The sequence below is a fragment of the Pararoseomonas baculiformis genome (genome assembly GCF_017813395.1).
In the GTDB taxonomy this organism is placed as follows: domain Bacteria; phylum Pseudomonadota; class Alphaproteobacteria; order Acetobacterales; family Acetobacteraceae; genus Roseomonas; species Roseomonas baculiformis.
In genome coordinates this window covers 1-24,818 of record NZ_JAGIZB010000008.1, presented here as the reverse complement: position 1 = coordinate 24,818, position 24,818 = coordinate 1, and the positions used below count along the sequence as shown (strand labels likewise).

Annotated in this window: 21 protein-coding genes; 13 read left to right on the top strand and 8 right to left on the bottom strand. The window is 66.3% G+C overall.

Annotation, left to right across the window (positions count from 1 at the left end; genetic code table 11):
* Positions 1-79: 79 nt before the first annotated feature.
* The 5 genes from J8J14_RS09905 to acnA form a co-directional block, all read right to left on the bottom strand.
* Positions 80-1,129: an Ldh family oxidoreductase gene (locus tag J8J14_RS09905; protein WP_209379344.1), complete on the bottom strand. Its 1,050-nt coding sequence runs from the start codon at positions 1,127-1,129 to the stop codon at positions 80-82.
* Between the two features lie 23 nt (positions 1,130-1,152).
* The gene (locus J8J14_RS09900) at positions 1,153-1,995 is read right to left on the bottom strand and encodes an NAD-dependent epimerase/dehydratase family protein (protein WP_209379500.1); all 843 of its coding nucleotides are present in this window, start codon (positions 1,993-1,995) and stop codon (positions 1,153-1,155) included.
* Positions 1,996-2,003: 8 nt separating this feature from the next.
* Positions 2,004-2,945, bottom strand: a complete 942-nt coding sequence (locus tag J8J14_RS09895) for a Bug family tripartite tricarboxylate transporter substrate binding protein (RefSeq protein WP_209379343.1) — start codon at positions 2,943-2,945, stop codon at positions 2,004-2,006.
* A gap of 130 nt (positions 2,946-3,075) precedes the next feature.
* Entirely contained in the window at positions 3,076-4,104 is a 1,029-nt protein-coding gene (locus J8J14_RS09890) for an Ldh family oxidoreductase (protein WP_209379342.1), read from the bottom strand.
* A complete protein-coding gene (gene acnA / locus J8J14_RS09885) occupies positions 4,101-6,737 on the bottom strand; it encodes an aconitate hydratase AcnA (protein WP_245215628.1) in 2,637 nt (878 codons plus the stop codon). Before acnA ends, J8J14_RS09890 begins: the two co-directional genes overlap by 4 nt.
* On the opposite strand from acnA, the gene J8J14_RS09880 reads away from it, so the two are divergent.
* Together J8J14_RS09880 and J8J14_RS09875 are read left to right on the top strand one after the other, a co-directional pair.
* Positions 6,736-7,833 (top strand): GntR family transcriptional regulator, encoded by a 1,098-nt coding sequence (locus J8J14_RS09880; protein ID WP_245215627.1) that lies wholly within the window; start codon positions 6,736-6,738, stop codon positions 7,831-7,833. The genes acnA and J8J14_RS09880 overlap by 2 nt on opposite strands.
* A 44-nt stretch (positions 7,834-7,877) precedes the next feature.
* A complete protein-coding gene (locus J8J14_RS09875) occupies positions 7,878-8,639 on the top strand; it encodes an MBL fold metallo-hydrolase (protein WP_209379339.1) in 762 nt (253 codons plus the stop codon).
* A 150-nt stretch (positions 8,640-8,789) separates the two neighbouring features.
* On the opposite strand, the gene J8J14_RS09870 is transcribed toward J8J14_RS09875, so the two are convergent.
* A complete protein-coding gene (locus J8J14_RS09870) occupies positions 8,790-9,833 on the bottom strand; it encodes an MYG1 family protein (protein ID WP_209379338.1) in 1,044 nt (347 codons plus the stop codon).
* 257 nt (positions 9,834-10,090) lie between these two features.
* Between J8J14_RS09870 and J8J14_RS09865 the strand changes: the two genes are divergently transcribed.
* Complete coding sequence (locus J8J14_RS09865) at positions 10,091-10,420, top strand: hypothetical protein (RefSeq protein WP_209379337.1); 330 nt, start codon at positions 10,091-10,093, stop codon at positions 10,418-10,420.
* Between the two features lie 411 nt (positions 10,421-10,831).
* Here the strand turns inward: J8J14_RS09865 and J8J14_RS09860 are convergent, their stop codons facing one another.
* Positions 10,832-11,557, bottom strand: a complete 726-nt coding sequence (locus J8J14_RS09860) for an IclR family transcriptional regulator (protein WP_209379336.1) — start codon at positions 11,555-11,557, stop codon at positions 10,832-10,834.
* Positions 11,558-11,662: 105 nt separating this feature from the next.
* On the opposite strand from J8J14_RS09860, the gene J8J14_RS09855 reads away from it, so the two are divergent.
* The 7 genes from J8J14_RS09855 (at position 11,663) to J8J14_RS09825 (ending at position 19,120) form a co-directional block, all read left to right on the top strand.
* Positions 11,663-12,646: a hydroxymethylglutaryl-CoA lyase gene (locus J8J14_RS09855; RefSeq protein WP_342452427.1), complete on the top strand. Its 984-nt coding sequence runs from the start codon at positions 11,663-11,665 to the stop codon at positions 12,644-12,646.
* A gap of 62 nt (positions 12,647-12,708) precedes the next feature.
* Positions 12,709-13,695, top strand: coding sequence for a Bug family tripartite tricarboxylate transporter substrate binding protein (locus tag J8J14_RS09850; RefSeq protein WP_209379334.1), 987 nt, complete (start codon positions 12,709-12,711; stop codon positions 13,693-13,695).
* Entirely contained in the window at positions 13,692-14,612 is a 921-nt protein-coding gene (locus J8J14_RS09845; protein ID WP_209379333.1) for an SMP-30/gluconolactonase/LRE family protein, read from the top strand. Before J8J14_RS09850 ends, J8J14_RS09845 begins: the two co-directional genes overlap by 4 nt.
* Positions 14,613-14,624: 12 nt before the next feature.
* Entirely contained in the window at positions 14,625-15,590 is a 966-nt protein-coding gene (locus tag J8J14_RS09840) for a hydroxymethylglutaryl-CoA lyase (protein ID WP_209379332.1), read from the top strand.
* Positions 15,591-15,592: 2 nt separating this feature from the next.
* The gene (locus J8J14_RS09835) at positions 15,593-16,753 is read left to right on the top strand and encodes a CaiB/BaiF CoA transferase family protein (protein WP_209379331.1); all 1,161 of its coding nucleotides are present in this window, start codon (positions 15,593-15,595) and stop codon (positions 16,751-16,753) included.
* A gap of 215 nt (positions 16,754-16,968) precedes the next feature.
* The gene (locus tag J8J14_RS09830; RefSeq protein WP_209379330.1) at positions 16,969-17,808 is read left to right on the top strand and encodes a Bug family tripartite tricarboxylate transporter substrate binding protein; all 840 of its coding nucleotides are present in this window, start codon (positions 16,969-16,971) and stop codon (positions 17,806-17,808) included.
* 343 nt (positions 17,809-18,151) lie between these two features.
* Positions 18,152-19,120, top strand: a complete 969-nt coding sequence (locus J8J14_RS09825; RefSeq protein WP_209379329.1) for an IS481 family transposase — start codon at positions 18,152-18,154, stop codon at positions 19,118-19,120.
* A gap of 292 nt (positions 19,121-19,412) precedes the next feature.
* Here J8J14_RS09825 and J8J14_RS09820 read toward each other — a convergent pair whose 3' ends face one another.
* Positions 19,413-20,393: a LysR family transcriptional regulator gene (locus J8J14_RS09820; RefSeq protein WP_209379328.1), complete on the bottom strand. Its 981-nt coding sequence runs from the start codon at positions 20,391-20,393 to the stop codon at positions 19,413-19,415.
* Between the two features lie 130 nt (positions 20,394-20,523).
* On the opposite strand from J8J14_RS09820, the gene J8J14_RS09815 reads away from it, so the two are divergent.
* The 3 genes from J8J14_RS09815 to J8J14_RS09805 are packed head-to-tail and all read left to right on the top strand — an operon-like array spanning position 20,524 to position 23,557.
* Positions 20,524-21,582 carry a Bug family tripartite tricarboxylate transporter substrate binding protein gene (locus tag J8J14_RS09815; RefSeq protein WP_209379327.1) on the top strand — a complete coding sequence of 353 codons (1,059 nt, stop codon included), beginning with the start codon at positions 20,524-20,526 and terminating at the stop codon, positions 21,580-21,582.
* An 8-nt stretch (positions 21,583-21,590) separates the two neighbouring features.
* Complete coding sequence (locus J8J14_RS09810) at positions 21,591-22,004, top strand: allophanate hydrolase-related protein (protein ID WP_209379326.1); 414 nt, start codon at positions 21,591-21,593, stop codon at positions 22,002-22,004.
* Between the two features lie 5 nt (positions 22,005-22,009).
* Positions 22,010-23,557, top strand: a complete 1,548-nt coding sequence (locus J8J14_RS09805) for a sulfatase (RefSeq protein WP_209379325.1) — start codon at positions 22,010-22,012, stop codon at positions 23,555-23,557.
* Positions 23,558-24,818: the final 1,261 nt, after the last annotated feature.

Sequence of the window (24,818 nt, the reverse complement as noted above, 5' to 3'; positions counted from 1 at the left end):
GGCAGGAGCCAGTCCCGACTTGGTAGGATGGGAAGGAGTCGCGCGCCATTATGCCCCTGGGTGTTCTAGCGCATTGGCCTCACCACCAATCCGGCGGCAAGGTTACACCAAGTTCCCGGGCGGAGCGGGAGAGATCCATGTACGTCTGCTCGGGTATTTCGAGGCCCCGACGGTTGCTTTCCTCCTCGCTTCGCGCCTCAATCTCCCCGGGATAGAAGGCCTCGTCGACGCCTTCAGCGAGGGGCGTTGCTTTGATCTCCGAAATCATCTGCTCCATCCGCTCCTTGAAGCGCGCAACCGGTCCGAAGGCCTGGATATCCAGCGCCAGTACAAGATGACCGCTGCGGCTGCGCTTCTCCGCCTGGTACGGCCCACTCACCTCCGTCAGAATGCCGCTCCCGGAAAGGACGCCGGAGAGCACATCCATCAGCACCGAAATCGCGTAACCCTTGTGCTCGGCCATGGGCAGAATGACCCCGCCCAGTGCCGCGACAGGATCAGTGGTGCGGCGGCCTCGCGCGTCGATGGCCCAGTTCTCCGGGATTGGAATCCCCTTTTGGCGCGCGAGGAAGATTTTGCCACGTGCAACCACTGTGTTGGCGAGGTCCAGAACCATCGGCGCATATCGTCCTGCTGGCGCCGCGATTGACCAGGGATTGTTGCCGATCACCTTCTTACGGCCACCCCAGGGTGCCATGGCGGGGCTGCCATTAGCGGTCAGCAGTCCAATGCAGTCGTGTTCTGCAGCCAAGCGCGTGAAGTACCCTAGCGCGCCGTGGTGGTTGGACTCACGGACTGAGACGACGCCGACACCATGGGCCTTCGCGCGCCTGATCGCGTCCAGCATCGCGCGCTTTGCAATCACCTGACCGACGCCATCCCGCCCATCGATGACGGAGATGGCACCCGCATCCACGATCACCTCGGGCTCTGTGACAGGTTTCATCGTGCCTGCCCGGACACGGTCGATGTACCATGGCGCGCGCATCACGCCGTGGGAGGAATGCCCCCACATGTCTGCCCGCACAAGCGTGTCGGAAACCAGCGCGGCATCCTCGGGCGGGAGGCCGACTGCAGCATAAAGTGAGGCGACGAAGCTTCGCAGCGCGTCTGGTGCGATGACGGGCATCTCTCGTTTTCTCCCGTAGAGCACTAGGTGACGCGTTCCGGGTCACCCCGGAAGTCAAGGGCGCAGACGGAGCCACCATGGAATAAGGCGGCAACCCCGCCCCCAGGTGTCGCGACACCCTCCAACTCCGCGGCATAGGCCTCGGCATCGTCCTGTGGCACGTAGCCGATCAGGGCCCGCGCCGCCGCATCGCCGCCCCAAAGAGCGCGGCGATTTCCGGAAACACCATAGAGGGTCAGGAAGCCGAAGGAACGCGCCATGACGCAGCGCCGGGCGAGCTGAGCCATATCACGATGGCTGATCCACGCCGCCAGTTCGCGAGCATTGCCGGGGCGGGCGCGAAAGGCCCCGATACGCAGGCAGGCGACGTCCATGCCGTACTTGTCCGCATAAAGGCGGCCCAGTGCCTCGCCAAACACTTTCGAGACACCGTAGTAGCCATCCGGGCGGACAGGCTCCTCCGTGCCGACCGGGAGGCCGGCGCGGTAAAAGCCAATGACGTGGTTGCTGCTGGCGAAGATGATGCGGCGGGTGCCATTCCGCCGCGCCGCCTCGAACAGCGTATGACAACCGACAACATTGGTGTGCAGGATTTCCTCCGGCGTACCGCCCGTCTCACGCGGGATGCCGGCAAGGTGGATGAGGCAATCCACCTCCCGCGTCGCCGCCTCGGCCACTGAGGGATCGGCGATGTCGCCTTGCACCGCCTCCTCATCTTCGGTCGTATCCTTGATTGAGCGGCGGTCGAGCAAGCGGACCCGCCCTGCCGTGCCGCGCAAGGCGGGGCGTATGGCGCAGCCGATTTCGCCTGCCGCGCCCGTAAGCAGGATCCGCCGCCAGGAAGAATTGGGTATTGCTTCCTCCATCATCGGCGTCAGCTATCGACGGTGATGTTGGCCTCGCGCACGATGCGCCCGAACTTTTCGGACTCCGCCGTGACGAAGCTGCGGTATTCGGCAGGAGTCATCGACTGTGGCAGGAGCCCCTGGACCTCGAACTTGCCGCGCAGCTCCGGCTCCCGCAGCGCCGCGGCCAGGGCCGCAGAGACACGCTCGACGATCGGGCCGGGCGTGTTGCCGGGAGCGAAGACGCCGAACCAGTTGATCAGCTCGTACTCGGCCAGAGGCGCGTATTCCGAGACGGAGGGTACGTCCGGCATTTGCGGCAGGCGCTCGCGCGAGGTGACGGCGACGGCACGGATGCGGCCATCACGGATGAGCGAAAGCCCAGAAGCGAGACTGTTGTAGCCGTACTGGACCTGGCCCGCCGCGATATCGGTCACTGCCGGCCCAGAGCCGCGATAGGGCACATGCACCGTTTGGATTCCCGCCATCCGGTTGAACAGCTCACCAGCCAGGTGCTGCGGATTGCCGATGCCTGAGGACGAGTAGCTCAGCTGGCCCGGGTTCGCGCGAGCGTACTCCACCAGCTCTGCAACGGTCTTGAAGGGCGCGTTCATGCTGCCCATCAGAATGTTCGGAACCTTCACGATGAGCGACACGGGCCTCAGGTCCCGCAACGAGTCATAGGCCATCTTTTCGCGATAGAGGTGATGAGCCACTGCGGTTTCGCCAGCACCACCGAGCAGGAAGGTGTATCCGTCGGGCGCCGCCGTCGCCACGGCCTGAGCGCCGATCATGCCGCCGGCGCCGGTGCGGTTCTCCACAACCACAGGCTGGCCGAGCGCCGCGCGCAACGGCTCCGACACCAGCCGGGCGGTGATGTCCTGCCCGCCCCCGGCCGCATAGGGGACGATGATGCGGATCGGGCGGTTGGGGTACTCGCCCTGCGCCAGAGCGGGGCGGGCGAGCGCCATGGCGGTAGTCGCCGTGATGAGACCCCGGCGCGTGAGGTGAAGCGAACTGGTCATGTCTTGGGTTCTCCCGTTGGTTGTTTGCTTTTCTTGGGGGCCGCTTAGGAAGGCGGCCCGTCAGGTCGGCTGACCGCTAGGTGCCGGCGAGCTCCCTGAGCCTCTCGATGTCCGCAGTTGCCACGCGCACACCCTCGGTCCGCCCGCGCGCATAGGCGGCCATCTCCCGCTCACCGGGTAGCATTACGGGGGAAGCCGAGTCTGCGGCGGGCGTCTCGTGCAGGATGGCGGCGAAGTCTGCCATGCGGTCCCTCAGCCATTCGGCGCTGCCCAGCCTGGACGTATCAATCAGGATGAAGACATGGCCGAGATTCTGTGGGGCGCCAGGGTTCTTGTCCCAGGCTTGCACGTGGGTGAGGTAGGAGGCGCCGGAGAGCAGCCCCGCCAACAGGTCCACCATCACCGCCAGGCCGTAGCCCTTATGACCGCCCACGGGCAGCAGGAAGCCTGACAGGGCAGCCTTCGGGTCCGTGGTGGGCTTGCCTTCGGAATCCGTCGCCCAGCCTTCCGGGATCAATTCGCCGCGCTGTGCGAGGGCCCGGATTTTCGCCCGTGCGGCGACGCTCAGCGCCATGTCCAGGATGACTGGGTCGCCTCCAGGATTGGGTACGCCGATGCCGATCGGGTTGTTGCCGACGCGGGTGTCCTTGCCGCCCCAAGGCGCAATGGTGGTGGTGGCGTTGCTGGCGATGATGGAGGCGAAACCCTGCTCCGCCGCGAGCAGGGCGTAGGGCATGATCGGACCGAAGTGATTACTCCCGCGTGCGAAGGCAGCGCCGATACCGGCTGCACGCGCGCCCTCCATCGCCGCTTCCAAGGCACGCATTCCGACGAGCGGACCAATGCCGTTGCGCCCATCGACGGTAGCCAGGCCGGGAGCGACGCGCAGCGTCGCGACATCCGCGCGGGCATCAATGCCGCCGATCCGCACGCGGTCGAGGTATTGCGCCACACGGCTAATGCCATGGGTGCGCACGCCGAACAGGTCGGCAAGTACAAGCACGCGCGCGACCAGCGCCGCTTCCTCCGCCAGCATACCGCCAGCCGTAAGGGCGCGGGTTGCCAGGTCGAGAAGGTCCGCCTCGGGGAGGGCTGTTTCGCTCATCGTTCCACCCTGTGTTTGTCTGCTCTGGGGATTTCAGGTGCGGCGGCACTCGCGTCCGCTTCCAGCGCCCGATGCAGGATCATCGGGATGATTCCCCCCGCTCGGATCAAGGATACGTCGCGCGCCGTGTCCAGCAGGGCCGTTGCCAAGCCTTCCTCCACTCCGCTGGAGGCCCGGCGTAGCCTCACCTTCAGTATGGCGCGGGGAGAGAGAGCGGCCGGATCGAAATCAATCTCGATGGTGTCACCTGGCCGCACCCCCAGATCCGTGGAGCGCCAACCTTCCGGCATCCGAACCGGCAGCACGCCCATGCCGATCAGGTTGGAACGGTGGATGCGCTCGAAGCTGGAAGCCAGCACCGCCCGGACGCCAAGCAAATGCGCTCCCTTGGCCGCCCAGTCGCGCGAGGAGCCAGTGCCATATCGCTCGCCGGCCAGCAGGACCACAGGAAGTCCGGCCTCGGCATAGCGCGTGGCGCTCCGCCAGGTGGGCAGCACTTCGCCGGTCGGGGCGAAGACCGTGTGCCCGGCAGGAGCGCCGGGAGCGAGGTGGTTCATGACGCTGCGGTTGGTGAAGAGGCCGCGCAGCATCACCTCCCAATTGCCACGCCGGGAAGCATAGACATTAAGGTCGCGGGGGTCCTCGCCATTCTCGATCAGCCATGCCGCAGCGTCACTACCCGCCGGGATGGCGCCTGCGGGGGAGATGTGGTCGGTGGTGATGTCGTCGCCCAGCACAAGAAGCGGGTGCGCCGCGAGAGTGCTCGGTGGCAATTCTGGCGTGCCGAAACTGACGAAAGGCGGGCGGCGTAGATAGGTGGAGGCGGGGTCCCAGGGAAAGCGCGCGGTCGCCGGGGCTTGCAGCGCGGACCAGGGGCCAGATGCCTCTGCCTCGGCATAGGAGACGGCCACATCGGCCGGATCGGTTGCGGCAATTATGGCCGCTTCGATCTCGGCGGCCCGGGGCCAGAGGTCAGAGAGATGAATCATCTGACCGTCCGGGCGCCTACCAAGCGGGTCGCGTGCTACGTCCAGCCCCGCATGTCCGGCAAGGGCGTAGGCGATGACCAGGGGAGGGGAGGCGAGCAGGGCGGAGTCGATCTGTGCATGCACCCGCCCCGGAAAGTTCCGGTTTCCCGACAGTACTGCGACGGGCTTTGCTCCATCCCGCTCCACGGCCTCCGCCATCACGGGCAGAAGCGGTCCAGAGTTGCCAATGCAGGTGGCGCATCCATGGCCAGCGATGGCGAAGCCCAGTGCTTCCAGATCGGCGAGCAACCCTGCGCGCTCGAGACGCCTTGCCGTGGCGGGCGAACCTGGGGTGAGGGAGGTCTTCACCCAGGGCGCCGGGCGCAAGCCCAGTTGCCGTGCCTTGCGGGCAACGAGGCCAGCCGAGACCAGAAGGCCGAGATCCGTGGTGTTCGTGCAGGAGGTGATGGCGGCAAGAGCCACGGGTTGGGCCGGGAGCGTTCCAGTTCCCGGCGCCGCTTCGCCGAGCGCGGCGGGAACGGCGGCGGTGTCCAGCCGATCCTGGGGGCGCCGCGGGCCGGCGACCGAGGGCCGTAGCGCTGAAAGATCCACTTCGGTGATGCTGCTGAAGCGCGGCTCCTCCGCAGGATCGTACCAAAGGCCTTGGGCGAGGGAATGGGCCTGCACAAGCGCCAGCTGTGTCGGCGAACGACCAGTAGCGCGCAGATAGGCCAGGGTCTGCTCATCGATCGGAAAGCAGCCGGTGGTTGCACCATACTCCGGCGCCATATTCGCGACGACAGCACGCTGGCCGGCGGTCAGGGTGCTGATGCCGGGGCCGCAGAACTCCACGAACTCTCCGGATAGGCCAAGCCGGCGCAGACGCTCCGTCACCACCAGGGCCAGATCCGTCGCCAGCACGCCATCCGGCAAGGCGCCGGTCAGGCGCACGCCCACGACGTCCGGCACGCGCAGCGAGACCGGAACGCCGAACATCACGCCCTCGGCCTCGATGCCACCGACACCCCAACCCAGAACCCCGATGCCGTTCACCATCGGCGTGTGGCTATCTGTACCCACCAGCGTGTCCGGCACGGACCAGGCCTCGCCATCCTGCACCACAGTGGCCACCACGCTGGCGAGGCGCTCGAGGTTGATCGTGTGCATGATGCCGGTGCCCGGGGGGAAAACCCGAAAGCCGCGCACGGCATCCGCGGCCCATTTCATGAAGCGGTAGCGCTCGCCGTTGCGGGCCATCTCGCGTGCCATGTTCAGGGCCAGCGCATCGGGCGTGCCGGAGACATCCACAGCGACGGAATGATCTGTGGAGGTCACCACTGGCACCGCTGGGTTCAGCCGGGTCGGATCGCCTCCCGCTTCGGCCAGTGCATCGCGCATCGCCGCGATGTCGGTCAGCGCCGGGCCGCAGGTGGTGTCGTGCATCAGGATGCGCAGGGGAGTGAAGGGAATCTCGGCTTCCGATCGCCCGGTCTCAGGCCAGGCCAGGAGGGCTTCGACACCGGAGGAGCGGACATCCGGATCATCCTGCCGAAGCACATTCTCCAGCAGGACACGGTGGCACCAGGGCATCCGGGACAGCCTGTCTCCGGCCACTCCGCGCAGATCCACGGCCCTGCGCGCGCCGAAGGGGCCGCTGAGGGTCATGGATGGCGTGGTCGGTGGGAAGAGCATGGCCTGGACGTTCTGTGCTTGGTTGATTGATGTGTATCTTATACGAATAAACGACGAAAGGGTGTTTGCCAGCGGCGCACCATCTTGGCAGAAAGGCAGCATGCCCCGCCCCTCCGCAGCCGCCCTGCATCGCGGCCTCGCCCGGTCGATTACTGATCACCTCCGCGCCAGTGGTGCTGTACCGGGCTGCGGCGTGGGCGAAACCGCGCTGGCTCAGGCACTCGGAACGTCACGCGCTCCGGTCCGTGGGGCGCTGCACCTGCTGCTGCAAGCGGGTACGCTGGAGCGAATGCCGACCGGCCGCCTGCGGCTGCGCCAGTTGCCGGCGGCAGGCACCGAGCTGGGCGTGCCCTCGGAGGAGGATGACGCAGCGGAGCGCCTTTATTGGCGCATGGCGGCTGACCGCCTGGGCGGAGTGTTGCCCGACCTGGTGGGGGAGGCCGCTCTGATGCGCCGCTACGACGCCCCTCGCGGCCTCGTACACAAAGTGCTGCTGCACATGCTGGGCGAGGGTTGGATCGAGCGCCGCCCCGCGGGCGCCTGGCGCTTTGTCGCACTGATCGAGGGCCCCGATTCCTATGACGAGGCCTATCGTTTCCGCCGGTCGATCGAGCCGGCGGCCCTGCTGGAACCGGGATTTGCGCTGGCCGCTCCCGTGCTGGAGAGGCTTAGGCAGGAGCAGGAGGATCTGTTGCAGCGCGCAGATACGTCGCCTGACCCGCGCGAGGTGTTCGAGGCAAATGCCGGCTTCCATCTTGCGCTGCTGGAAGCCTCGAATAACCGCTTCTTCGCTGACGCGGGGCGCCGCATGACGCGCCTGCGCCGAGTGGCGACCTACTATCTGATCTCCACTGATCGCGCGCGGCTACCGACGCAGTCGCGGGAGCATCTTGCGATCCTGGAGCGGATCGATGCGGGGGACCAGGTCGGCGCAGCGGCGCTGCTCACACGCCATCTCGATGACCAGCATGCCACAAAAATGCGGTTGCTGGCCGAGGCCAAGCATGCGGTCCATCAGCTTACGCGGGTTCCGACGAGCCAACCCGATAAGGCCAAACAGGAATCATAGCGGCAGGTTAGCCGCGGAACGGATCAGACGGAGGGAAACAAGCAATGTCCTGGACGGTCGAAACGTTGCTGCAGGGCTATCCCGGGAAGTCCAAGTATCATGGCGGGCTTGGCTGGAGCACCGTGGCGCTGGCGCGCGGTCCGGAGGGACGAACCGCGTTGTTGGATACTGGCGGTTTCGGCGCGAGGCGGCGGTTGCTGACGCAGTTGGAGGCAGTAGGAGTAAGGCCGGAGGACATCACGGACGTGATTTTGACGCATCTGCACTACGATCATTGCATCAACTGGCCGATGTTCTCGCGCGCCACGCTCTATGTCGGCGAGGCGGAACTGGAGATGGCACAGGCCCTGCCGGACGGCGATCCGCTCTATCCTGAGTTCACGGTGCGGGAGCTGGCCCGCCACCCGCGCCTGCGGCGGCTGCAGGACGGCGAAACCGGGCTGCCTGGGATCACCTGCTTCACGGCACCCGGCCATACGTTACACCATATGGTGTTTGTGTTGGCAGGAGATCCACCGACGATCTTCTCTGCCGACGTCGCCAAGAACCGCTCGGAGCTGGCCACAGGCCGCGCCGATATGACGCTCGATGCGGCGGCCCATGCTCAATCCATTGAACGCCTGAACGCCGCCTGGCGCGCGGTTCCAGGCACCGTGCTGTTGCCGGGACACGACCTGCCTCTGGTGCTGGACGGGGCGGGGCGCGTCAGTGCGCTAGGTGTACGTGCCTGCGCCATCGATGCTTGGTTCGGTGATGCGCCCGAGGCCGTCACCCGCTTCGACCTCACGGAGCGTGGCGCCAGCTAGCATTTTGAGATCTCGGGCCGAGATCATCTGCCGCTTCAAACGCCTGGTTGCCCGCTGGATCTCCGGCGATTTCTCTCCACCGCCACGCCCCCGTCACGACGTTTCCAGCGATCTCTTGGCCACAACAGGCGTTTCCACGCCAGCAGTTGCTTAGCGTCCCCAGGCCTTCCTCAGGGCCTCCGCGGGCGAAAGCTTGTTGGCTAGGCAGGCTCTGGCGATAGCCAGGGCCGCATCGCGGGTTGCAGCGATCGCCAGGTGACCACCGCGATGGACGAAGAGTGCCCCCGCGATGCCGCAAGCCTGTTCCAGGGCAGCGTCCTGCAGCCCACGCCAGGCGGCCGGCATCTCCAGGCGGCTGGCGAAGCTCCCTTTCTCAGCTGGCATCGCCTGCACCTTCCATCGGCCATCAGGCTCCGGGCTGGTCACATAGAGGATGGGCATCGCCAGTTCGAAGGCCGGCCGCTGCCATGGCATCCCCCGTGGCAACTCCAGCACGTCGGGGTAGAGGCCGCTCGCCCCCGCTTTGCAGTCCTTCCAGGCTTCTACCACTGCCTGGTAGGCGAAGGCTGCGCCGCGTTCCTTCTCGATCTGGCGCTCGACTGCGTCGGCGACCATCCGGCTGGCGCGGAGGAAGCCCCGCCGCTGAAACTCCTCAAACGCTACGGGATCCGATTGGCTCGGCGCGTCCCAGGCGCCGTTGAAGGTCTCGACCATTGATGTGAGATCGGTTGGCGCCGCGCGCTCGACGCCATTGTCCACCAGGTCGACATGGCGCACGAACTTGCTCCGGATCCCCTCCGCGATGCGCTCTATCGTGGAATCGTCAACGTCAGGGAAGCCGGACTTGGCGAGCGCATTCCGCACGTAGCGCTGCCCCAGGCTCCGCTTGTTCCCCGCCTCTACGGCACGCCAGACCAGCCCGGCCGAGCTCAGGGGGGCGCCGTCCTCTGCCCTTGGTGCTCCTGGCTGGTGGTGATCGAAACGCCAGGCTGCCTCGTCGGCGACGCCACCCACGTCCCAGACGATATCGGCAGTCTTCAGACGCGCCTGATCCCGCGTCCGGACCAGTTCGTGCGTGCCTCCATTCTCATCCAGACCCAGAGCGCCGGTCAGGATCACGTAGGCGAGGCAATCATCCGCATGGAAAGTGCCGCTGTGGGTCGCAAGTAGGAGTGGGCGATCAGTCGGAATCATCAAACATCCTCATTCACACCCGCATACGGACGGGTTCTGTCAACTCTTGTGCCAACGGCACGCATCGCTGTTCAAACTGCGACCTCAGCAGAGCCGGTGGCTTCTGCCACTAACCACGCCGATCGGTGTCCCTGGTTCAAACGGGGTGTTGCCTGCGGAATCGAGCTTACAAAGGACAAGCAGCACACAAGCTACGTCGCCTTCGCGTTGACATGGCCGGAGTGGCATAAGGGCGGACGAAATGAAAGGTCGCCCCAATGGACAAGGATGAGCTGACCGCCTGGGCTGTAAGGAGCGGCTGGCAGGTGATGGCCGGCGCGCCGAGCCTGACCAAGCCATCGGCGCCAAAGGAAGCCATCGTGCGGATGGTCCTCAAGGCAAGGGTGGTGAGCCTTGAGGTAAAGAAGCCCGCGGGCAAGTGGGAGAAGATCTCCAGCGCAAGCTATGCCAAGGTCCAGCCCGACCCGGACACTGGCATTCCCCAGGGTCTCGGCTTTGAGAAGATTCCAAGCTTCTCAATGCTGATGCAGGAGAACAAGGACCGGCAGGTCTTTGCCAAAATGGGCGGGTCACCGGGTTCCCGGTGAAAGCCACGCCACGTCAGCAGGAACCGTGAAACTCGACCTGTGCGACGCTGCCTCGTGTCTGACGACTGCCATGTTCTGCTAGTCTGCACCGAGGCGATAGACCCCGAATGACTTCGTTCCGGATTCCGGGGGGGGCGCGGAAACGCTTGGGTGGCCGGGATGGCCGCTGAGCCGAGGTGGGAGGCTGGCAGTTTTCGGCCGGACCGCTTTCTGGCGCGTTATGCGCAAAGGCAGACGCTGCCCCGGTCCGAACGGTCAGCTTCTACCCGCCGGCGACATGCACCCGAGTGCACCAGGTCAGCGATTTGCGTCACGCCGGGCCGAGAAGGCCGGACCAGCATGGGGGCTGCGTCCGGACTACAATCACCTGGATGGACCTCCAGGGGTGGACGCGGAGGCACTCGCGAGGCCTCAGCGGTCGAAAAGCGAAACCGGGCCGCCGAGCTGGCGCGTCAAGCCTATCGCGGCCTCGCGCACGCGCTCCCCATGGGATGGCTGGCAACGCGTGGCGGGCATGATGAGCGTGACAGATCCAGCCAGTCCCCCCCCAGCCTCGAAGACGGGCGCGGAAGCGCCGGCCAAGTCCGGCACGCGGTCTGAGACGAGGACAATCAGCTTGTCACGCCGGATGCGGTCGTAGATCTCCCCCTCCGCTCCGCTGAAGGCAAGGAGCACCCGGCCACCAGAGCCGCGGTCCAGCGGGAACAGGTCGCCGGCGCGGCCGTGGTCGCGCAGCGGTTGCGGGGAATCCACGCGATAGAGGCAGAGGCGCTGATCGCCCTGGCGCACGTAGAAGGTGGCACTCTCCTTTGTTTGGGCGGAAAGCGTGCGAAGGACAGGCAACACGACATCGCCCAGGTTGAAGGAGGCAGCGTGCACAGCCTGAAGGCGGCTGATCTCCGATCCTAAGGCATAACCTTCTGGCCGGCGCTGGATGAAGCCGAAATGCTGGAGCGAAGCCAGAAGGCGCAGTGCCGTGCTCTTCACTAGCCCTGTGCGGGCGGTGAGTTCCATCAGGCTAAGCGCGCCATCGCCTTGGCGAAAGGCGGCCAGAAGCAGCAATGCGCGATCCACGGCCGCCACCCCGCCCTCTGGTGCTGAGGACTGGGCGAGAGGCCGGAGCTGATAGCGGGCCATGCGGTTTCCCGAAATTTCTTTGACGCTTCAGATGGAGCGCCTTACTAATAGTTGAAATAAGGTTCTATTGTATAGACCTTCGGGGAGGCCAGCATGGACGTGGTGGTGAGCGAAGTTGGCCCCCGGGACGGGCTTCAGAGCCTGCACCGCACCATGCCGACCCAGGCGAAGATCTGCTGGATCCGCGCCCTCGCCGCCGCCGGGCTTAGTGAGATCGAGGTCGGGTCGTTCGTTCACCCCAAGCTGCTTCCGCAGATGGCGGATGCGGAGACCGTGGTGCGAGACGCCGTCACGATCCCAGGCCTTTCCGTGCTGGCGCTGGCGCCGAACATGAAGGGCGTGATGCGCGCCGTTCAGGCGGGGGCGCATCGGATCACCATGCCTGTATCAGCCTCCCATGCGCACAGCCTCGCGAACATCCGGATGACCTGCGAGGAGGCAATCGAGGAGGTCGAGCGAGTCTGCGCCTATCGCGACCGCCTGCCGGCAGGGCAGCGGCCGGAAGTCGAGATCGGCATCTCCACGGCCTTCGGCTGCACCATCCAGGGAGTGGTGCAGGAGGACTGGGTTTTCGAAATGGCGGACCGGCTGGCAAGGGCCGGGGCCGATTCCATCGGCCTTTCGGACGGTGTCGGCTATGCCAATCCGGTCCAGGTGCGGCGCATGTTCAAGCGGCTCCGCGCAGGCCTCGGCGACAAGGCAGGCGGCGCCCATTTCCACAACACGCGCGGGCAGGGGCTCGCAAACGTGGTTGCCGCGCTGGAAGCGGGGGTGACCACTTTCGACTCGTCACAAGGCGGCATCGGTGGTTGCCCCTACTCCCCCGGGGCTACCGGCAACATCGTGACAGAGGACCTCGTCTGGATGCTTGAGGCCATGGGCCTCGACACCGGCATCGACCTCGACCGCCTGGCTGAGGCGCGGCACGTGATGGCGGAGGCGCTGCCAGGCGAGCCGATCTATGGCCACCTGCCCGATGTCGGGGCGGAGAAGGGCTTCCGCTACGCCCGTCGGGGGCCTGCACCCGAGGGCGCCGGCCGGGCTGCCAGTGCCGTGGCCTGCCCGCCTTTGCCGAGCGCGGCCGAGTAGCCACGCACACCGTGAACAGCCCGAAGGGCGGCACGGCCAGACGTCCAGGAGAGGGAGGTGGGATGATGATCAAGGGAGTCAATCCGCGGCTGGCGCGAGTCGGCCTGCTTGCGGGGCTGGCGCTGAGCGTCGCGCTTCCGGCCCTCGCGCAGGCACCGGACTGGCCCACACGGCCCGTTCGCGTGCTGGTGATCGCCTCGGCCGGCGGGCCCACCGACCTGGTGGCGCGACTGGTGAGCGATGGCCTGTCGCGGCGGTCCTCACAGCGCTTCGTGGTGGAGAACCGCACGGGGGCGGGCGGCAACATCGCTGCCTCCGCGGTGGCCCAGTCGAAGGACGGGCACACGCTGCTCTTCACCAACACCAGCCATTCGGTAAACCGCGCCCTTTATGCCCGGCTGGACTATGATCCGGTGAAGGACCTCACTCCCATCTCCATCGTGGCGGAGAGCCCGATGGTGCTGATGGTGCCACCTAACTCGCCCTATCGCACGGTGCAGGACCTGGTCGCGCGCGGGCGAACGGAGCGGCTGCGCTACGCCAGCGCGGGCAATGGGGGGGCGCTGCAGCTCGTCAGCCTGCTTTTCCTGCACGCAGCCGGGATCAGGATGGAGGAGGTGGCCTACCGCGGAAGCGCGCCGGCGGTGCTCGACCTCGCGGCGGGGCGGATCGACATGCTGTACGATGCTGGGATCACCGGCTTCGCCTCGGTGCAGGGCGGGCAGGCGCGGGCGCTCGCCGTTTCCGCCGCGCAGCGCAGCCCGGTGATGCCGGAAGTGCCGACTATCGCCGAGGCGGGCTTTCCCGCTGCCACCTTCAGCGTGTGGCAGGTGCTGATGGCGCCAAGCGCAATGCCGGAGGCGACGCAGCAGGCGCTTCAGGCCCAGCTGGCCGCAGTGCTGGCGGAGGAAGCCACGCAGAGCCAGCTGCGGACGCTGGGCGTGGACCGGATCGTCGGCAACACGCCGGAAGAGGCGCGGCGCTATGTCGCGCGCGAGATGCTGCGCTGGGAGGGGATCCTGAAGGAGGCAGGGATCGAGCCGCAATGAGTCTCTCGGCCCTTTTTTCCCCGCCGCGCATCATTGAGACGAGCGTCCTTGCCGAGATGCCGAAGGAGCTGCGCCGGCCAGTCGTTTCAGAGTGGTCCCGCGCCAATAAGCGCGGTGCGGCGGTGGATTGCTTCATCGAGGGGCCGTGCTTCGACGCAGCCGGAAACCTCTTCATCACGGACATCCCGCATGGCCGCGTGTTCCGGATTGCGCCGGATGGCGGCTGGACGACCGTGGCGGAATATGACGGCGAGCCGAACGGGCTGGCGCTGCATCCGGACGGGCGGCTTTTCATCACGGACTACAAGAACGGCATCATGGCGCTCGACCCGGAGACGGGGGGCATGGAGGCGGTGCTCACGCGGTCCAACAGCGAGCGCTTCAAGGGCGTGAACGACCTGGTTTTCGCGCGCAGCGGCGACCTGTTCTTCACCGACCAGGGTCAGACGGGGCTGCACGACCCCACCGGGCGCGTGTACCGGCTGCGGCCCAATGGGCAACTTGACCTGCTCATCGGCAATGGGCCCAGCCCCAACGGGCTTGCCCTCTCGCCAGAGGAGGACGTGCTCTACGTGGCCATGACGCGGGACAATGCCATCTGGCGCGTCCCGCTCCTGCCGCAGGGCGGCACGGCCAAGGTGCACCGATTCGCATCCTATCACGGCGCCACGGGGCCAGACGGGATGGCGATGGACGCAGAGGGAAACCTGCTGGTTGCCCATGCGGGGCTCGGTCATGTGCTCATCCATGGCGCACAGGGGCAGATCGTCGCGGCAATGCGGTCCATCCGCGGCAGCTTCACCACCAACGTCGCCTTCCGGCCGGACGGAAGAGGCGTTGTGATCACCGATTCCACGAGCGGCACGGTTCTGCGGGCGCCCTGGGACATCCCGGACGCCCATGCACGCCGCCAATAAGGACAGACTGCGATGAGCGACCTTCCAGGGGCCGTGGAAATCACCGAGGAAGGCCCGCGCGAGGCGTTCCAGATCGAGCCGGGGCCGATCCCGACCGCGCGCAAGATCGCGCTGATCGATGCGCTCTCCGACACCGGGCTGAAGCGCATTCAGGCGGCCTCCTTTGTTAGCCCGAAGATCGTGCCAGGCTGGGCAGATGCGGAGGACGTTGTTGCCGGTATCACGCCTCGCCCGGGCGTGAGCTATACAGCGCTGTGGTTTAACCCTGCAGGGCTCCAGCGGGCGCTCGCCTTCCGGGACCGGCTGGACGTCTTCGGCTCCATCACCGTCACAGGCTCCGAGGCATTCGCAAAGCGCAACCTCAACCGCGACCATGCGGGCCAGCTGGAGGCGATGCGAAAGAACGTGGCCGGGCACCACGCGGCAGGCGTGCCGGTGACGCGGGTGAGCCTGCAAGCCGCATTCGGCTGCAACTTTTCCGGTGACGTGCCGGCTGCCCAGGCCGTGAGAGCGCTGGATGATGCCATGGCGCTGGCGAAGGAGCTGGGCCTGACCATTGAAAAGATCAGCCTGGCGGATTCAATGGGCTGGGCCACGCCGGCGCGTGTGGAACGGCTGGTCGGCGAAGTGCTGTCCCGCTACCCGGAGCCGAGGCTGAGCCTTCACCTGCACGACACGCGCGGCATGGCCGTGGCCTGCGCCCATGCCGGCCTGCGCATGGGTGTTTCCGCCTTCGATGCGGCGGTCGGGGGGCTGGGCGGCTGCCCCTTTGCCGCGCATCCAGGCGCCGCGGGAAATATCGCGACGGAGGAGCTTGTTTTCCTCTGCGAGGAGCTGGGCATCGACACGGGCGTGGATCTGGAGGCGCTGCTGGAGGCGGCTGCGCTGGCACAGGACATTGTCGGACATGTGCTACCGAGCGCGATGATCCGCGGCGGTGGCCTCAACCCGTATCGGATCGAGGCGAAGGCAGCATGAGCATGGACAGCACGACACCGCTTCCGCTGGACGGCATCCGCGTCATTGAGTTCTCGCATATGGTGATGGGGCCGACCTGCGGCCTCGTCCTCGCGGATATGGGCGCGGAGGTAATCAAGATCGAGCCGCCTGGCGTGGGGGACCGCACGCGCATCCTCACCAATTCCGGAATCGGCTTCTTTGCCGCCTTTTCACGCAACAAGAAGAGCGTGCAGGTGGATTTGGAGGATGCGGAGGAGCGCGAGGCGTTGCTTCGGCTCATCGATACGGCCGATGTGGTGATCGAGAACTTCCGCCCCGGTGGACTCGAGGCGAAGGGGCTGGGCTATGCGGCGCTATCCGCGCGGAACCCGCGGCTGATCTACTGCTCGCTCAAGGGTTTCCTCTCCGGACCCTACGAGAAGCGGACGGCGCTGGACGAGGTGGTTCAGATGATGACCGGCCTTGCCTACATGACGGGTCCCGCCGGGCGGCCGCTGCGCGCGGGCGCGCCCGTGAACGACATGATGGGCGGCATGTTTGGCGCCATCGCCGTGCTCGGAGCGCTGCGGCAGCGGGAGACGACGGGGCAGGGGCAACATGTGCAGTCCGGCCTTTTCGAGAACTCCGCCTTCCTTGTCTCCACGCATATGCTGCAACAGGCGATTTCGGGGACGGAGCCTCCGCCCATGCCTTCGGGCAAGCGAGCCTGGGGCGTGTATGACGTGTTCGAATCCGCGGATGGCGTGCAGATCTTTGTCGGCGTGGTAACGGACCGGCAGTGGCAGATCTTCACGGACCGGCTGCTGGAGCCGGAACTGCTGGACCCGGCATGGGCCACCAACACGCTGCGCGCCCAGGGGCGGGAGACGCTGATCCCGCTCGTTGCCCGCATGCTGAAGAACCACAGCATCGCGGAGCTGGAGGCGATGTGCGAGGCGGCTGGCCTACCCTTCGCCCGCATCACCAAGCCCTGGGACCTGTTCGACGATCCCCATCTGAACCATGCGGGCGGAATGGTGCCGATCACCCTGCCGGACGGCACGGAGACGGCCTCGCCTGCCTTGCCCATCCAGTTTGGCGACAGCCGCCTCGGGTTGCGGACGCCCGTGCCCCTGGCCGGGCAGGATACGGCGGAGGTGCTGGGGCCCTTCCGCAATCGTGTTCCGGACGCGGCGGAGTAGCCGCGCCGGTTTGAACCTTGTCCGCGAGGCCGGATCAACCAGCCCGCGGGGTTGCATCATTTGGGAGGATGTCCATGACAAGTCAAATTGGGCGCCGCGCACTCATGGGTGCGGGAGCGCTTCTCGCCATCCCGGCCGTCGTAAGGGCGCAGGGCGAGTATCCAAGCCGCCCCATCCGTTTGATCGTGCCCTATCCTCCGGCCGGCGGTACAGACGTGATCAGCCGCGAGATCGGCAACCGCATGGCGCAGGCGACCGGCTGGACGGTGGTAATGGAAAACCGGCCCGGAGCTGGCGGAAATATTGGCCTGGACGTGGTCGCGAAAGCGAATCCGGACGGATACACCATCGGGATGGGCCAGGCTGCGAACCTGGCGATCAACCCCTCCCTTTACCGCCGCATGCCTTTTGATCCTCTGACGGACTTGGCGCCTGTGACCACCATCGCGCAACAACCGAACGTGCTGGTGGTGCGGAAGGACGCGCCCTGGGCGGACCTGCCGGCATTGGTCGCGGATGCGAAGAAGCGGCCGGGCGCGCTAACGGTCGGCCATTCCGGCGCGGGCACGACAGGGCATCTTTCGGGCGAGATGTTCGCGCACCGCGCGGGGATCGAGCTCACAGTCGTACCCTATGTCGGGGCAGCCCCCGTGCTGACGGACATGCTGGGCGGGCGCATCGACATGTTTTTTGCCAATCCGTTGGCTGCAAAGGGTACGCTGGAATCCGGCGGCGTGCGCGCACTGGCGGTCACCTCCCTGGGACGCGTCGGCTTCCTGCCGGAGGTCCCAGCGGTGGCGGAGAGGGGCTATCCCGGCTTCGAAGCGATGAACTGGACCGGCATCGTGGCGCCCGCGCATACGCCGGATGCCATCGTGGGACGTCTCAACGAGGTACTGCGCGAGATCCTGCGTCATCCAACCGTGGCGGCGCGGCTCTCCGGTGAGGGCAGCGAGCCTATGGGCTCTACGCCACAGGAATTCGCCAGCTTCCTGCGAAGCGAGCACAAGAAGTGGGGCGACGTGATCCGGGACTCCAGGATCCAACTGCCCTGACGGTTCCATCCGGCCTCGGGCCAGAGGTAAGCTCGGACGTAGACTGATGTTGGCCGTCCATGCTGCCTCAAGAATTACACTTGCAGCAGGCGCGCGGCGGAGATGAAGGACCGGGCGGCGGCTCGCCAAACGCCTATCCCGGACGCGTACTGAGGCTCACCGCCAGTGGCACGGTGCCGGTTGATGTCGGCCCCAGACAGCCCGTGGTCTAACCCCTAGCCTTTTCCCCCCCGCGCAGGCGCGGATGGGACGTGTGATCAGTACACGGGCCTCCGGGGCGCGCTAGGTGTGTAGTCCCGGGGAGTAGTGGTGCATCTTTGTCCCGCGAGGGGGAGGATGCTCTTTGGCAGGCGGTCTTCACGGTTCAGCCCGAACGACGCCGCGTGTTCGAGCCGAGCTTCAAGCGTCGAAAGAGGGCAGCCGGACCCTTGCGGCCCGCTACGGGCTGAACCCCAAGACGGTCGCCAAATGGCGCGGCCGGACTGGCACGGCCGATGCCCCGATGGGGCCCGCCCGGCCCCGCAGCACCGTCCTGACCGAGGCTGAGGAAGCCATCGTCGTCGAGTTCCGGCGTCGCACCCTCCTGCCGCTGGATGACGTCCTTGGCTGCCTGCGGGAGACCATTCCGGCCCTATCCCGCAGTGCTCTCCACCGCTGCCTCGCCCGCCACGGCATCTCTCGCCTGCCGAGGAGCGAGGAAAAGGCCTCGCAGCGGAAGCGCTTCGCCGAGACCACGATCGGCTATGTGCATATCGATGTCTGCGAGCTGCGCCTGGCGGACGGCAAGCTCTTCATGTTCCTGGCCATCGACCGGGTATCCAAGTTCACCCACGTCGCCTTCCTCGACGCCAATACCAAGATGAATGGCGCCGCCTTTCTGCGCGAGGTCGTGGCCGCCTTCCCTTATCGCATCCACACCGTCCTGACCGACAACGGCATGGCCTTCGCCGACCTGCCGAAGAACAGGAACGGGCCGACGCACCGTTATCTCGGTGCCCACATCTTCGACCGGGTCTGCCACGAGCACGGCATCGAGCATCGGCTGACCAAGCCATACCACCCCTGGACGAATGGTCAGGCCGAGCGGATGAACCGAACCGTCAAGGACGCCACCATCAAGGCCTTCCACTACCCAGGCCTGGATGCCCTCAAGGCCCATGTCCTGGCCTTCATCACGGCCTGCAACTTCGCCAAGCACCTCAAGGCGCTCCGATGGCGAACGCCCTTCCAGGCCATCTGCAATGCCTGGACCAAAGACCCCGCCATCTTCAAAATCAACCCGCACCACCTCATCCCGGGACCAAACACCTAGTCCATTCCACTACTGAGTCGACGATCGACACTCGCCGAAGCTTACGCCCAAGGGCGATATCAGCCGGTAGCAATGAGTGAGACACTACCAATTCCTTGATCCCGGCTTGCCGGCTTGAGTTGATCAACGCCCCGTGTCGAGAGGGCTTGGACCCGGGAGCCCAGGGCAAGCGGTTGAGAGCGCGAGCCGTGGCATCGCCGATCTGCTACGGAATAAAGACTATGACAAAGCGTGGCCGGAAGCGGTCGGGCCGCTTTAGATGCCCCGCCATTCTGAGCGGACATCCAGGCGCTCAGGACAGCGAATGTCGGACTTGGCTTGTCTCATCTGATGCATCCCGGTCCAGCGCTCTGGCTCCTGGCCAGCTGCCGTCAGCCACCATTATGGCGATGCATTCACGCATGAGGCTGGCGATCCGCGACACGGCGTCCGAGCCCGCGCGTCCCCTGGCCCTGGCGAGAAAGCGCTGAACGTGGAGATCCCCGATCGGCACGGCCTTGAGGGTGCCGCATTCCAGTTCTACCTTTGCCACGGCCGCTACTTCCACCATCGGCCCGATACCGCCCAGAACGAGTTGCCGCCCTACGGCTGCCGTGTCGACCTGAGCCAGTGGTGAGAAGGTCTGCCTCGCCTGAGCCTGGGCAGCCATCAACAGGCGCTGCATTGGGCCGTCTGGCGGACCTGTGAGGACCAGCGGCAGGCCACCCAGCGCAGGAAGCCCGATCCGCTCCGCGGCCAGCCGGGGGTCATCCGCCAGTCCGATCAGGCAGACCGGCTCCTCCAGCAACGGCGTCAGGAGAAACCGCGAGGGATCTGTCGGGCCGTTGAGGATCGCCAGGTCCACCCGTCCCTCGTGGATCCAGGTTTCCAGCACGGGGCTCGCCGCAGTGGTGATCCGCAGCCGGACGTTCGGGTGGCGCCGGAGGCTCAACATGGCCAGGCGGCCCCCGAAAAGCTCAGCCACACTCGGGGAAAAGCCGAGGGTGACGGCGCCCTGCGGCTCGCTCCGCTGCGATCGCGCCTCCTCCAACAGCGCACCGGCCTCGGCGAGCACCGCCTCGGCGCGGGCCAGCAGCACCTCACCCTCCGCGGTCAGGGCCACCCCCCGGGCATGCCGCTCCAGGAGCTGAACCCCGAGCTCCGCCTCCAGCTTCGCGACCTGCCGGCTGAGTGCGGGCTGCGCCACGCGGAGCAGGGCGGCGGCCCGCCCGAAGTGCCGCTGGCGTCCGACTGTCGTGAAGTAGCGAAGTTGGCGCAGTTCCAGGCGTGGCACTCCATGCCGATCCGGCATCGGGCCTGTCGCCCGATGGTCTTGGACTCTGTCGGAATGATCGCGCGATGCTTGCTGAAAATAAAGCCGTCCAGCGTCAGGGCGGCTTCGCTCCGGAGGAGACATCCACCCCATGCCGACCGACCTGCCTTCCAGCTTTCGCGATCCGGCATCGACCGCGCCAACCCAGCCCGCTGACGACAAGCCGGCTGGATGTGGTCGGCGGCTGTTCCTGGGCGCTTCCCTTCTTCTTGGGGGCGGGGTGCCGGCCCGTCAGGCCGCCGCCCAGGACCCCTGGCCGTCCCGCCCTGTCAGCATCGTCATCCCCGGCCCTGCCGGCGGCACGGGGGATGTGATCGCCCGCTCGATCGTCCCTATCCTCCAACAGTCCTTCGGGCGGCCGGTGGTGGTGGACAACAGGCCGGGGGCGAATGGCGAGGTGGGCACCCGCTTTGTGGCCCGCAGCGCTCCCGACGGGTACACGCTGCTGCTGGGCTCAATCGGCCACTTCGCGATCAACTTCGCCCTTCGCCCGAACCTGAGCTATGATCCGGTGAAGGACTTCGACCCTATCACCTTGGTGGCGACGACGCCGAACGTCCTCGTCCTCAATCCCAGGAACCCAGCCCGGGACCCTGCTTCCCTCATTGCCTGGATGAAGAACCGGGGCGACCGGACCTCCTATGCGACGAGCGGCGTCGGCTCCTCGGACCAACTCACGATGGAGCTGTTCAAGCAACTTACCGGGACGCAAGCACAGCACGTGCCCTACCCCGGCGGCCCGCCGGCCCTGACTGACCTCATGGCGGGGAATGTCGACATGGCCTTCTTCAACCTGGGCAATGTCACGAACCATGTCCGCGAGGGACGACTGCGGGCGATCCTCATCACCTCGCCCGAGCGCTCTCCCCTGCTGCCGGAGGTGCCGACAGGCATGGAATCCGGGCTTCGCGATCTTGTCGTGACCTCCTGGCAGGCGATGATGGTGCCGGCCGGCGTTCCGGCCGCGATCGTCGCGCGTCTGCATCGCGAGGTCGTCGCCGCCCTGCAGCAGCCACAGGTGGTGCAGCGCATGGCCGAGCTCGGCTTCAGCATTTCCGCCAGTCAGCCGCAGGAGTGCAGGGCGTTCCAGTTGGCGGAGATCCAGCGCTGGCGCACTCTGATCGACCGTCAGGGCATCCGGCCGGAGTAGGCGCGGTCATGGCGAACGAGGCCGGCGGCGATCTTCTTCTCGCGGTGGGCAACCACCTCGCGGGCCTGTCCCGAAACCACGAACTCCTGGATGAGGGGGCGAAACTCCTGCAGCCAGTGCGCACGGCAGCGTCTTATCGCCTGCTGGCGCGCGGCGCGGCAGCCGACCCCAAGCCGGGCCTGGTGGAGGTTGCGCCGGGAAGCGGAACCCGCATCGAGGGCGAGCTTTACGATTTGCCATCCGGGGCCGTGGCGCGGCTCGCGCGCCTCGTCCGCCCGCCCATTCGCCTCGGTCGCGTGCGGCTGGAGGATGGGTCGATGGTGCATGGCTACCTCTGCGACCCGGCCGAGGCGAGCGGCGCCCGGGACATCAGCGATCTCGGCGGCTGGCGTGCCTTCCTGGCCAGCCTGGAAGTGGAGTAGGCACCGTGCGCGTCGTTTTCGTCCTGTTCGACAGCCTCAATCGCCATGCCCTCGGCGCCTATGGCGGCACGGCCGTGCCGACGCCGAACTTCGACCGTCTGGCGCAGCGCGCGGCCGTGTTCGACACGCACTACGTCGGTAGCCTTCCCTGCATGCCTGCGCGGCGTGACCTGCACACGGGGCGCCTCAACTTCCTGCACCGCGGCTGGGGCCCGCTGGAGCCCTACGACATCTCCTACGCCGCGCTGCTGGGCAAGGCAGGCGTGTACAGCCACCTTATCTCCGACCACTTCCACTACTTCGAGGACGGAGGCGCGACCTACCACCAGCGCTACTCCAGCTGGGAGTACATCCGTGGCCAGGAGAAGGACAAGTGGAAGGCGATGGTGGAGCCGCCGCTCGAGCGGTTCAAGGCCATGTACCACCCGCTGCAGCATCCAGCCGAGCCGACGGACGGCCGCCTGAACTACATGATCAACCGCGAGTACATGAAGGACGAAGCCGACTTCCCCAGTGTGAAGTGCTTCGACGCCGCGCTGGAGTTCCTGGCCACGAACCGGCACGCCGACCGCTGGCTGCTGCATCTCGAAACCTTCGACCCGCATGAGCCCTTCTACGCGCCGCCCCGGCTGCGTGAGCGGTTCCAGACCGGCTATGAAGGCCCGATCCTCGACTGGCCCCGCTACAAGCGGGTCACTGAGTCACCTGCCGAGGTCGCCGAGATCCGTGCGAACTACGCCGCCCTGCTGACCCTTTGCGACGAGCAGCTCGGCCGGCTGCTGGACGTCTTCGACGCGGAGAACCTCTGGCAGGACACGGCGCTGGTCGTCACCACCGACCACGGCTTCCTCTTCGGGGAGCACGAGTGGTGGGCGAAGAACGTCATGCCGTTTTATGAGGAGATCGCGCGGGTGCCGCTCTTCTTCTGGCATCCCGGTCACCCGTCCGGTGGGCGGCGGAAGGCGCTGACGCAGACCATCGATCTGATGCCCACCCTCCTCGACTGCTTCGGGGTGGAGCCGCCATCCGTGGTGACCGGCCATTCCCTCCTCCCGGTGCTCGAGAGCGATGTCACCCTCCGTGACACCGCGATCTTCGGCATGTTCGGCGCGGCGACAAACGTGACGGACGGCCGGTACACCTATTTCCGCTATCCGCCGGACCTGATGACGCAGGAGCTGAATGAGTACGTTCTCATTCCGCTCCACCAGAAGACCTTCTTCGCGACGGAGGAGCTGGCCGGTGCCAGCCTCGTGGAGCCCTTCGGGTTCACCCAGGGCATGCCGCTCCTCAAAGTCCCGGCGCGACCCGGGCAGAAGACTCGTGAACCCCCGCACGGGCTCTTCGACGAAGCGCGTACTGTCCTGTACGACCTATCGACCGACCCCGGCCAGGCCTCGCCGATCGTGGACGAGGCCGCGGTCGCCCGCCTAACCGCAGGCATGGTTGAGGCAATGCGGCTGCATGAGGCTCCGGAAGAGGCGTTTCGACGTCTGGATGTCGAGCCACCTCAATCTACGCACTATGGCCGGAGCGCTCCGGAAGCTCGATGATGACGCCACCACGTTGGTTCGGACGGCTGGCCCTGCTTCTCTTATCGAGGTGGCGGGGACGCTATCGACCGGAGCGGCACTACATGCGCGGCGGTTGAGCACCCCGGACGGGGTGCCCGCATAAAACGCGCAACGGGCGCCCTGCACCCTGCACGGGCATTTGGCTTGATTAGGAGATGCCTTGCCGGCACAGCCGAAGAGGATTCCATCACCGCAATTGCCGAATCGAGATGCCCGCGTTCGAGAGTCGTACCAAGGTCACCGTGTGACTGATTTGGGCGCTGAGCGGGAAGGGAAAAGCAGATAGGGAACTCCATTCGGTTCAGCCCGCCCAGTTCATTCCTAATCGGTCCGAGTTGCCTAGGTCTGTTCGTCACAGACGCCGCCCAGCCCGGCCGTCATGCCCTTCCCAAACAGCTCCAGCAGCCACTTGAGCGCTGCGGAGAAGCCGACGCCTCAGCCTTTTCCCCAGGGAGTTCAAATTGGGCTGACACTGTCGCGAGCACCGCGGCCCTTCCGCTTCTGGATTCGGCTGACAACAAGCCGAAGTTTGGCGGCACGCTGCTCCGGAGTCTCGTCCTTGACCAAGGTGGTCCCGCCCCACCCCTCTGTGAGGTTATGCATCGCGATTTTCTTGGGGGAGCCGAACGAGCTGCGGACTGTGACGCCCGGGTCGCGTCCCACCCCCACGTTGGTCACCCTTCCCTCGACCGCCCGGCCGTAGTGATTCCGTTTTAGAAACATTCCAAGTTCCACGGGGCGACCTCCCAGGGGTTGCCATCCCCGTCGCGCCAGGACGGAGGGAGGGCTGTCCGAAACGACCACCGGGCTGCTCCCATGATGCCGGTCGGCATCCTGGGGCGCGGCCGGGGCCACCCGTACCCGGGGGCCCGCCCCGGGTACGGACAATCGCGCTGAACTGGGGAATTTTCAACCAGCACTTCCGGGGAGAATTCACTCAGCCGCTACAGCAGCATCCCTAACTCATTCGGTATCAGGGAGTATGACGAGGGCTCGCCCAGAGGTGCTGGGGAGATGAAGGAGGTCGAGCAGATCATCGCGCGGAAGGGCGGCGCCTGCGGCTCGTCCGGTAGGCGCCAGACAGCGTCGACAGCAAAGTTCGCGAGGGTGTCATTCACTAGGTTGGGAACTCAAACAAGCCGCTGAATTTTCTGGCCTTTTTACATCCTGATCGGGTTCGAGCGGTTAGGAGGCCGACATGGCGCGTCTGTTCTGGCTTTCGGATGAGGCTTGGGCGGCC

Bases quoted from the DNA above. Each gene is read 5' to 3' on its own strand.
- J8J14_RS09845 (WP_209379333.1), top strand. From the start codon at position 13,692: ATGAGTCTCTCGGCCCTTTTTTCCCCGCCGCGCATCATTGAGACGAGC.
- J8J14_RS09850 (WP_209379334.1), top strand. From the start codon at position 12,709: ATGATGATCAAGGGAGTCAATCCGCGGCTGGCGCGAGTCGGCCTGCTT.
- J8J14_RS09895 (WP_209379343.1), bottom strand. From the start codon at position 2,945: ATGGCGCTCGCCCGCCCCGCTCTGGCGCAGGGCGAGTACCCCAACCGC.
- J8J14_RS09875 (WP_209379339.1), top strand. From the start codon at position 7,878: ATGTCCTGGACGGTCGAAACGTTGCTGCAGGGCTATCCCGGGAAGTCC.
- J8J14_RS09905 (WP_209379344.1), bottom strand. From the start codon at position 1,129: ATGCCCGTCATCGCACCAGACGCGCTGCGAAGCTTCGTCGCCTCACTT.
- acnA (WP_245215628.1), bottom strand. From the start codon at position 6,737: ATGACCCTCAGCGGCCCCTTCGGCGCGCGCAGGGCCGTGGATCTGCGC.
- J8J14_RS09810 (WP_209379326.1), top strand. From the start codon at position 21,591: ATGGCGAACGAGGCCGGCGGCGATCTTCTTCTCGCGGTGGGCAACCAC.
- J8J14_RS09815 (WP_209379327.1), top strand. From the start codon at position 20,524: ATGCCGACCGACCTGCCTTCCAGCTTTCGCGATCCGGCATCGACCGCG.
- J8J14_RS09900 (WP_209379500.1), bottom strand. From the start codon at position 1,995: ATGGAGGAAGCAATACCCAATTCTTCCTGGCGGCGGATCCTGCTTACG.
- J8J14_RS09865 (WP_209379337.1), top strand. From the start codon at position 10,091: ATGGACAAGGATGAGCTGACCGCCTGGGCTGTAAGGAGCGGCTGGCAG.
- J8J14_RS09880 (WP_245215627.1), top strand. From the start codon at position 6,736: ATGGATGGCGTGGTCGGTGGGAAGAGCATGGCCTGGACGTTCTGTGCT.
- J8J14_RS09860 (WP_209379336.1), bottom strand. From the start codon at position 11,557: ATGGCCCGCTATCAGCTCCGGCCTCTCGCCCAGTCCTCAGCACCAGAG.
- J8J14_RS09840 (WP_209379332.1), top strand. From the start codon at position 14,625: ATGAGCGACCTTCCAGGGGCCGTGGAAATCACCGAGGAAGGCCCGCGC.
- J8J14_RS09835 (WP_209379331.1), top strand. From the start codon at position 15,593: ATGGACAGCACGACACCGCTTCCGCTGGACGGCATCCGCGTCATTGAG.
- J8J14_RS09870 (WP_209379338.1), bottom strand. From the start codon at position 9,833: ATGATTCCGACTGATCGCCCACTCCTACTTGCGACCCACAGCGGCACT.
- J8J14_RS09890 (WP_209379342.1), bottom strand. From the start codon at position 4,104: ATGAGCGAAACAGCCCTCCCCGAGGCGGACCTTCTCGACCTGGCAACC.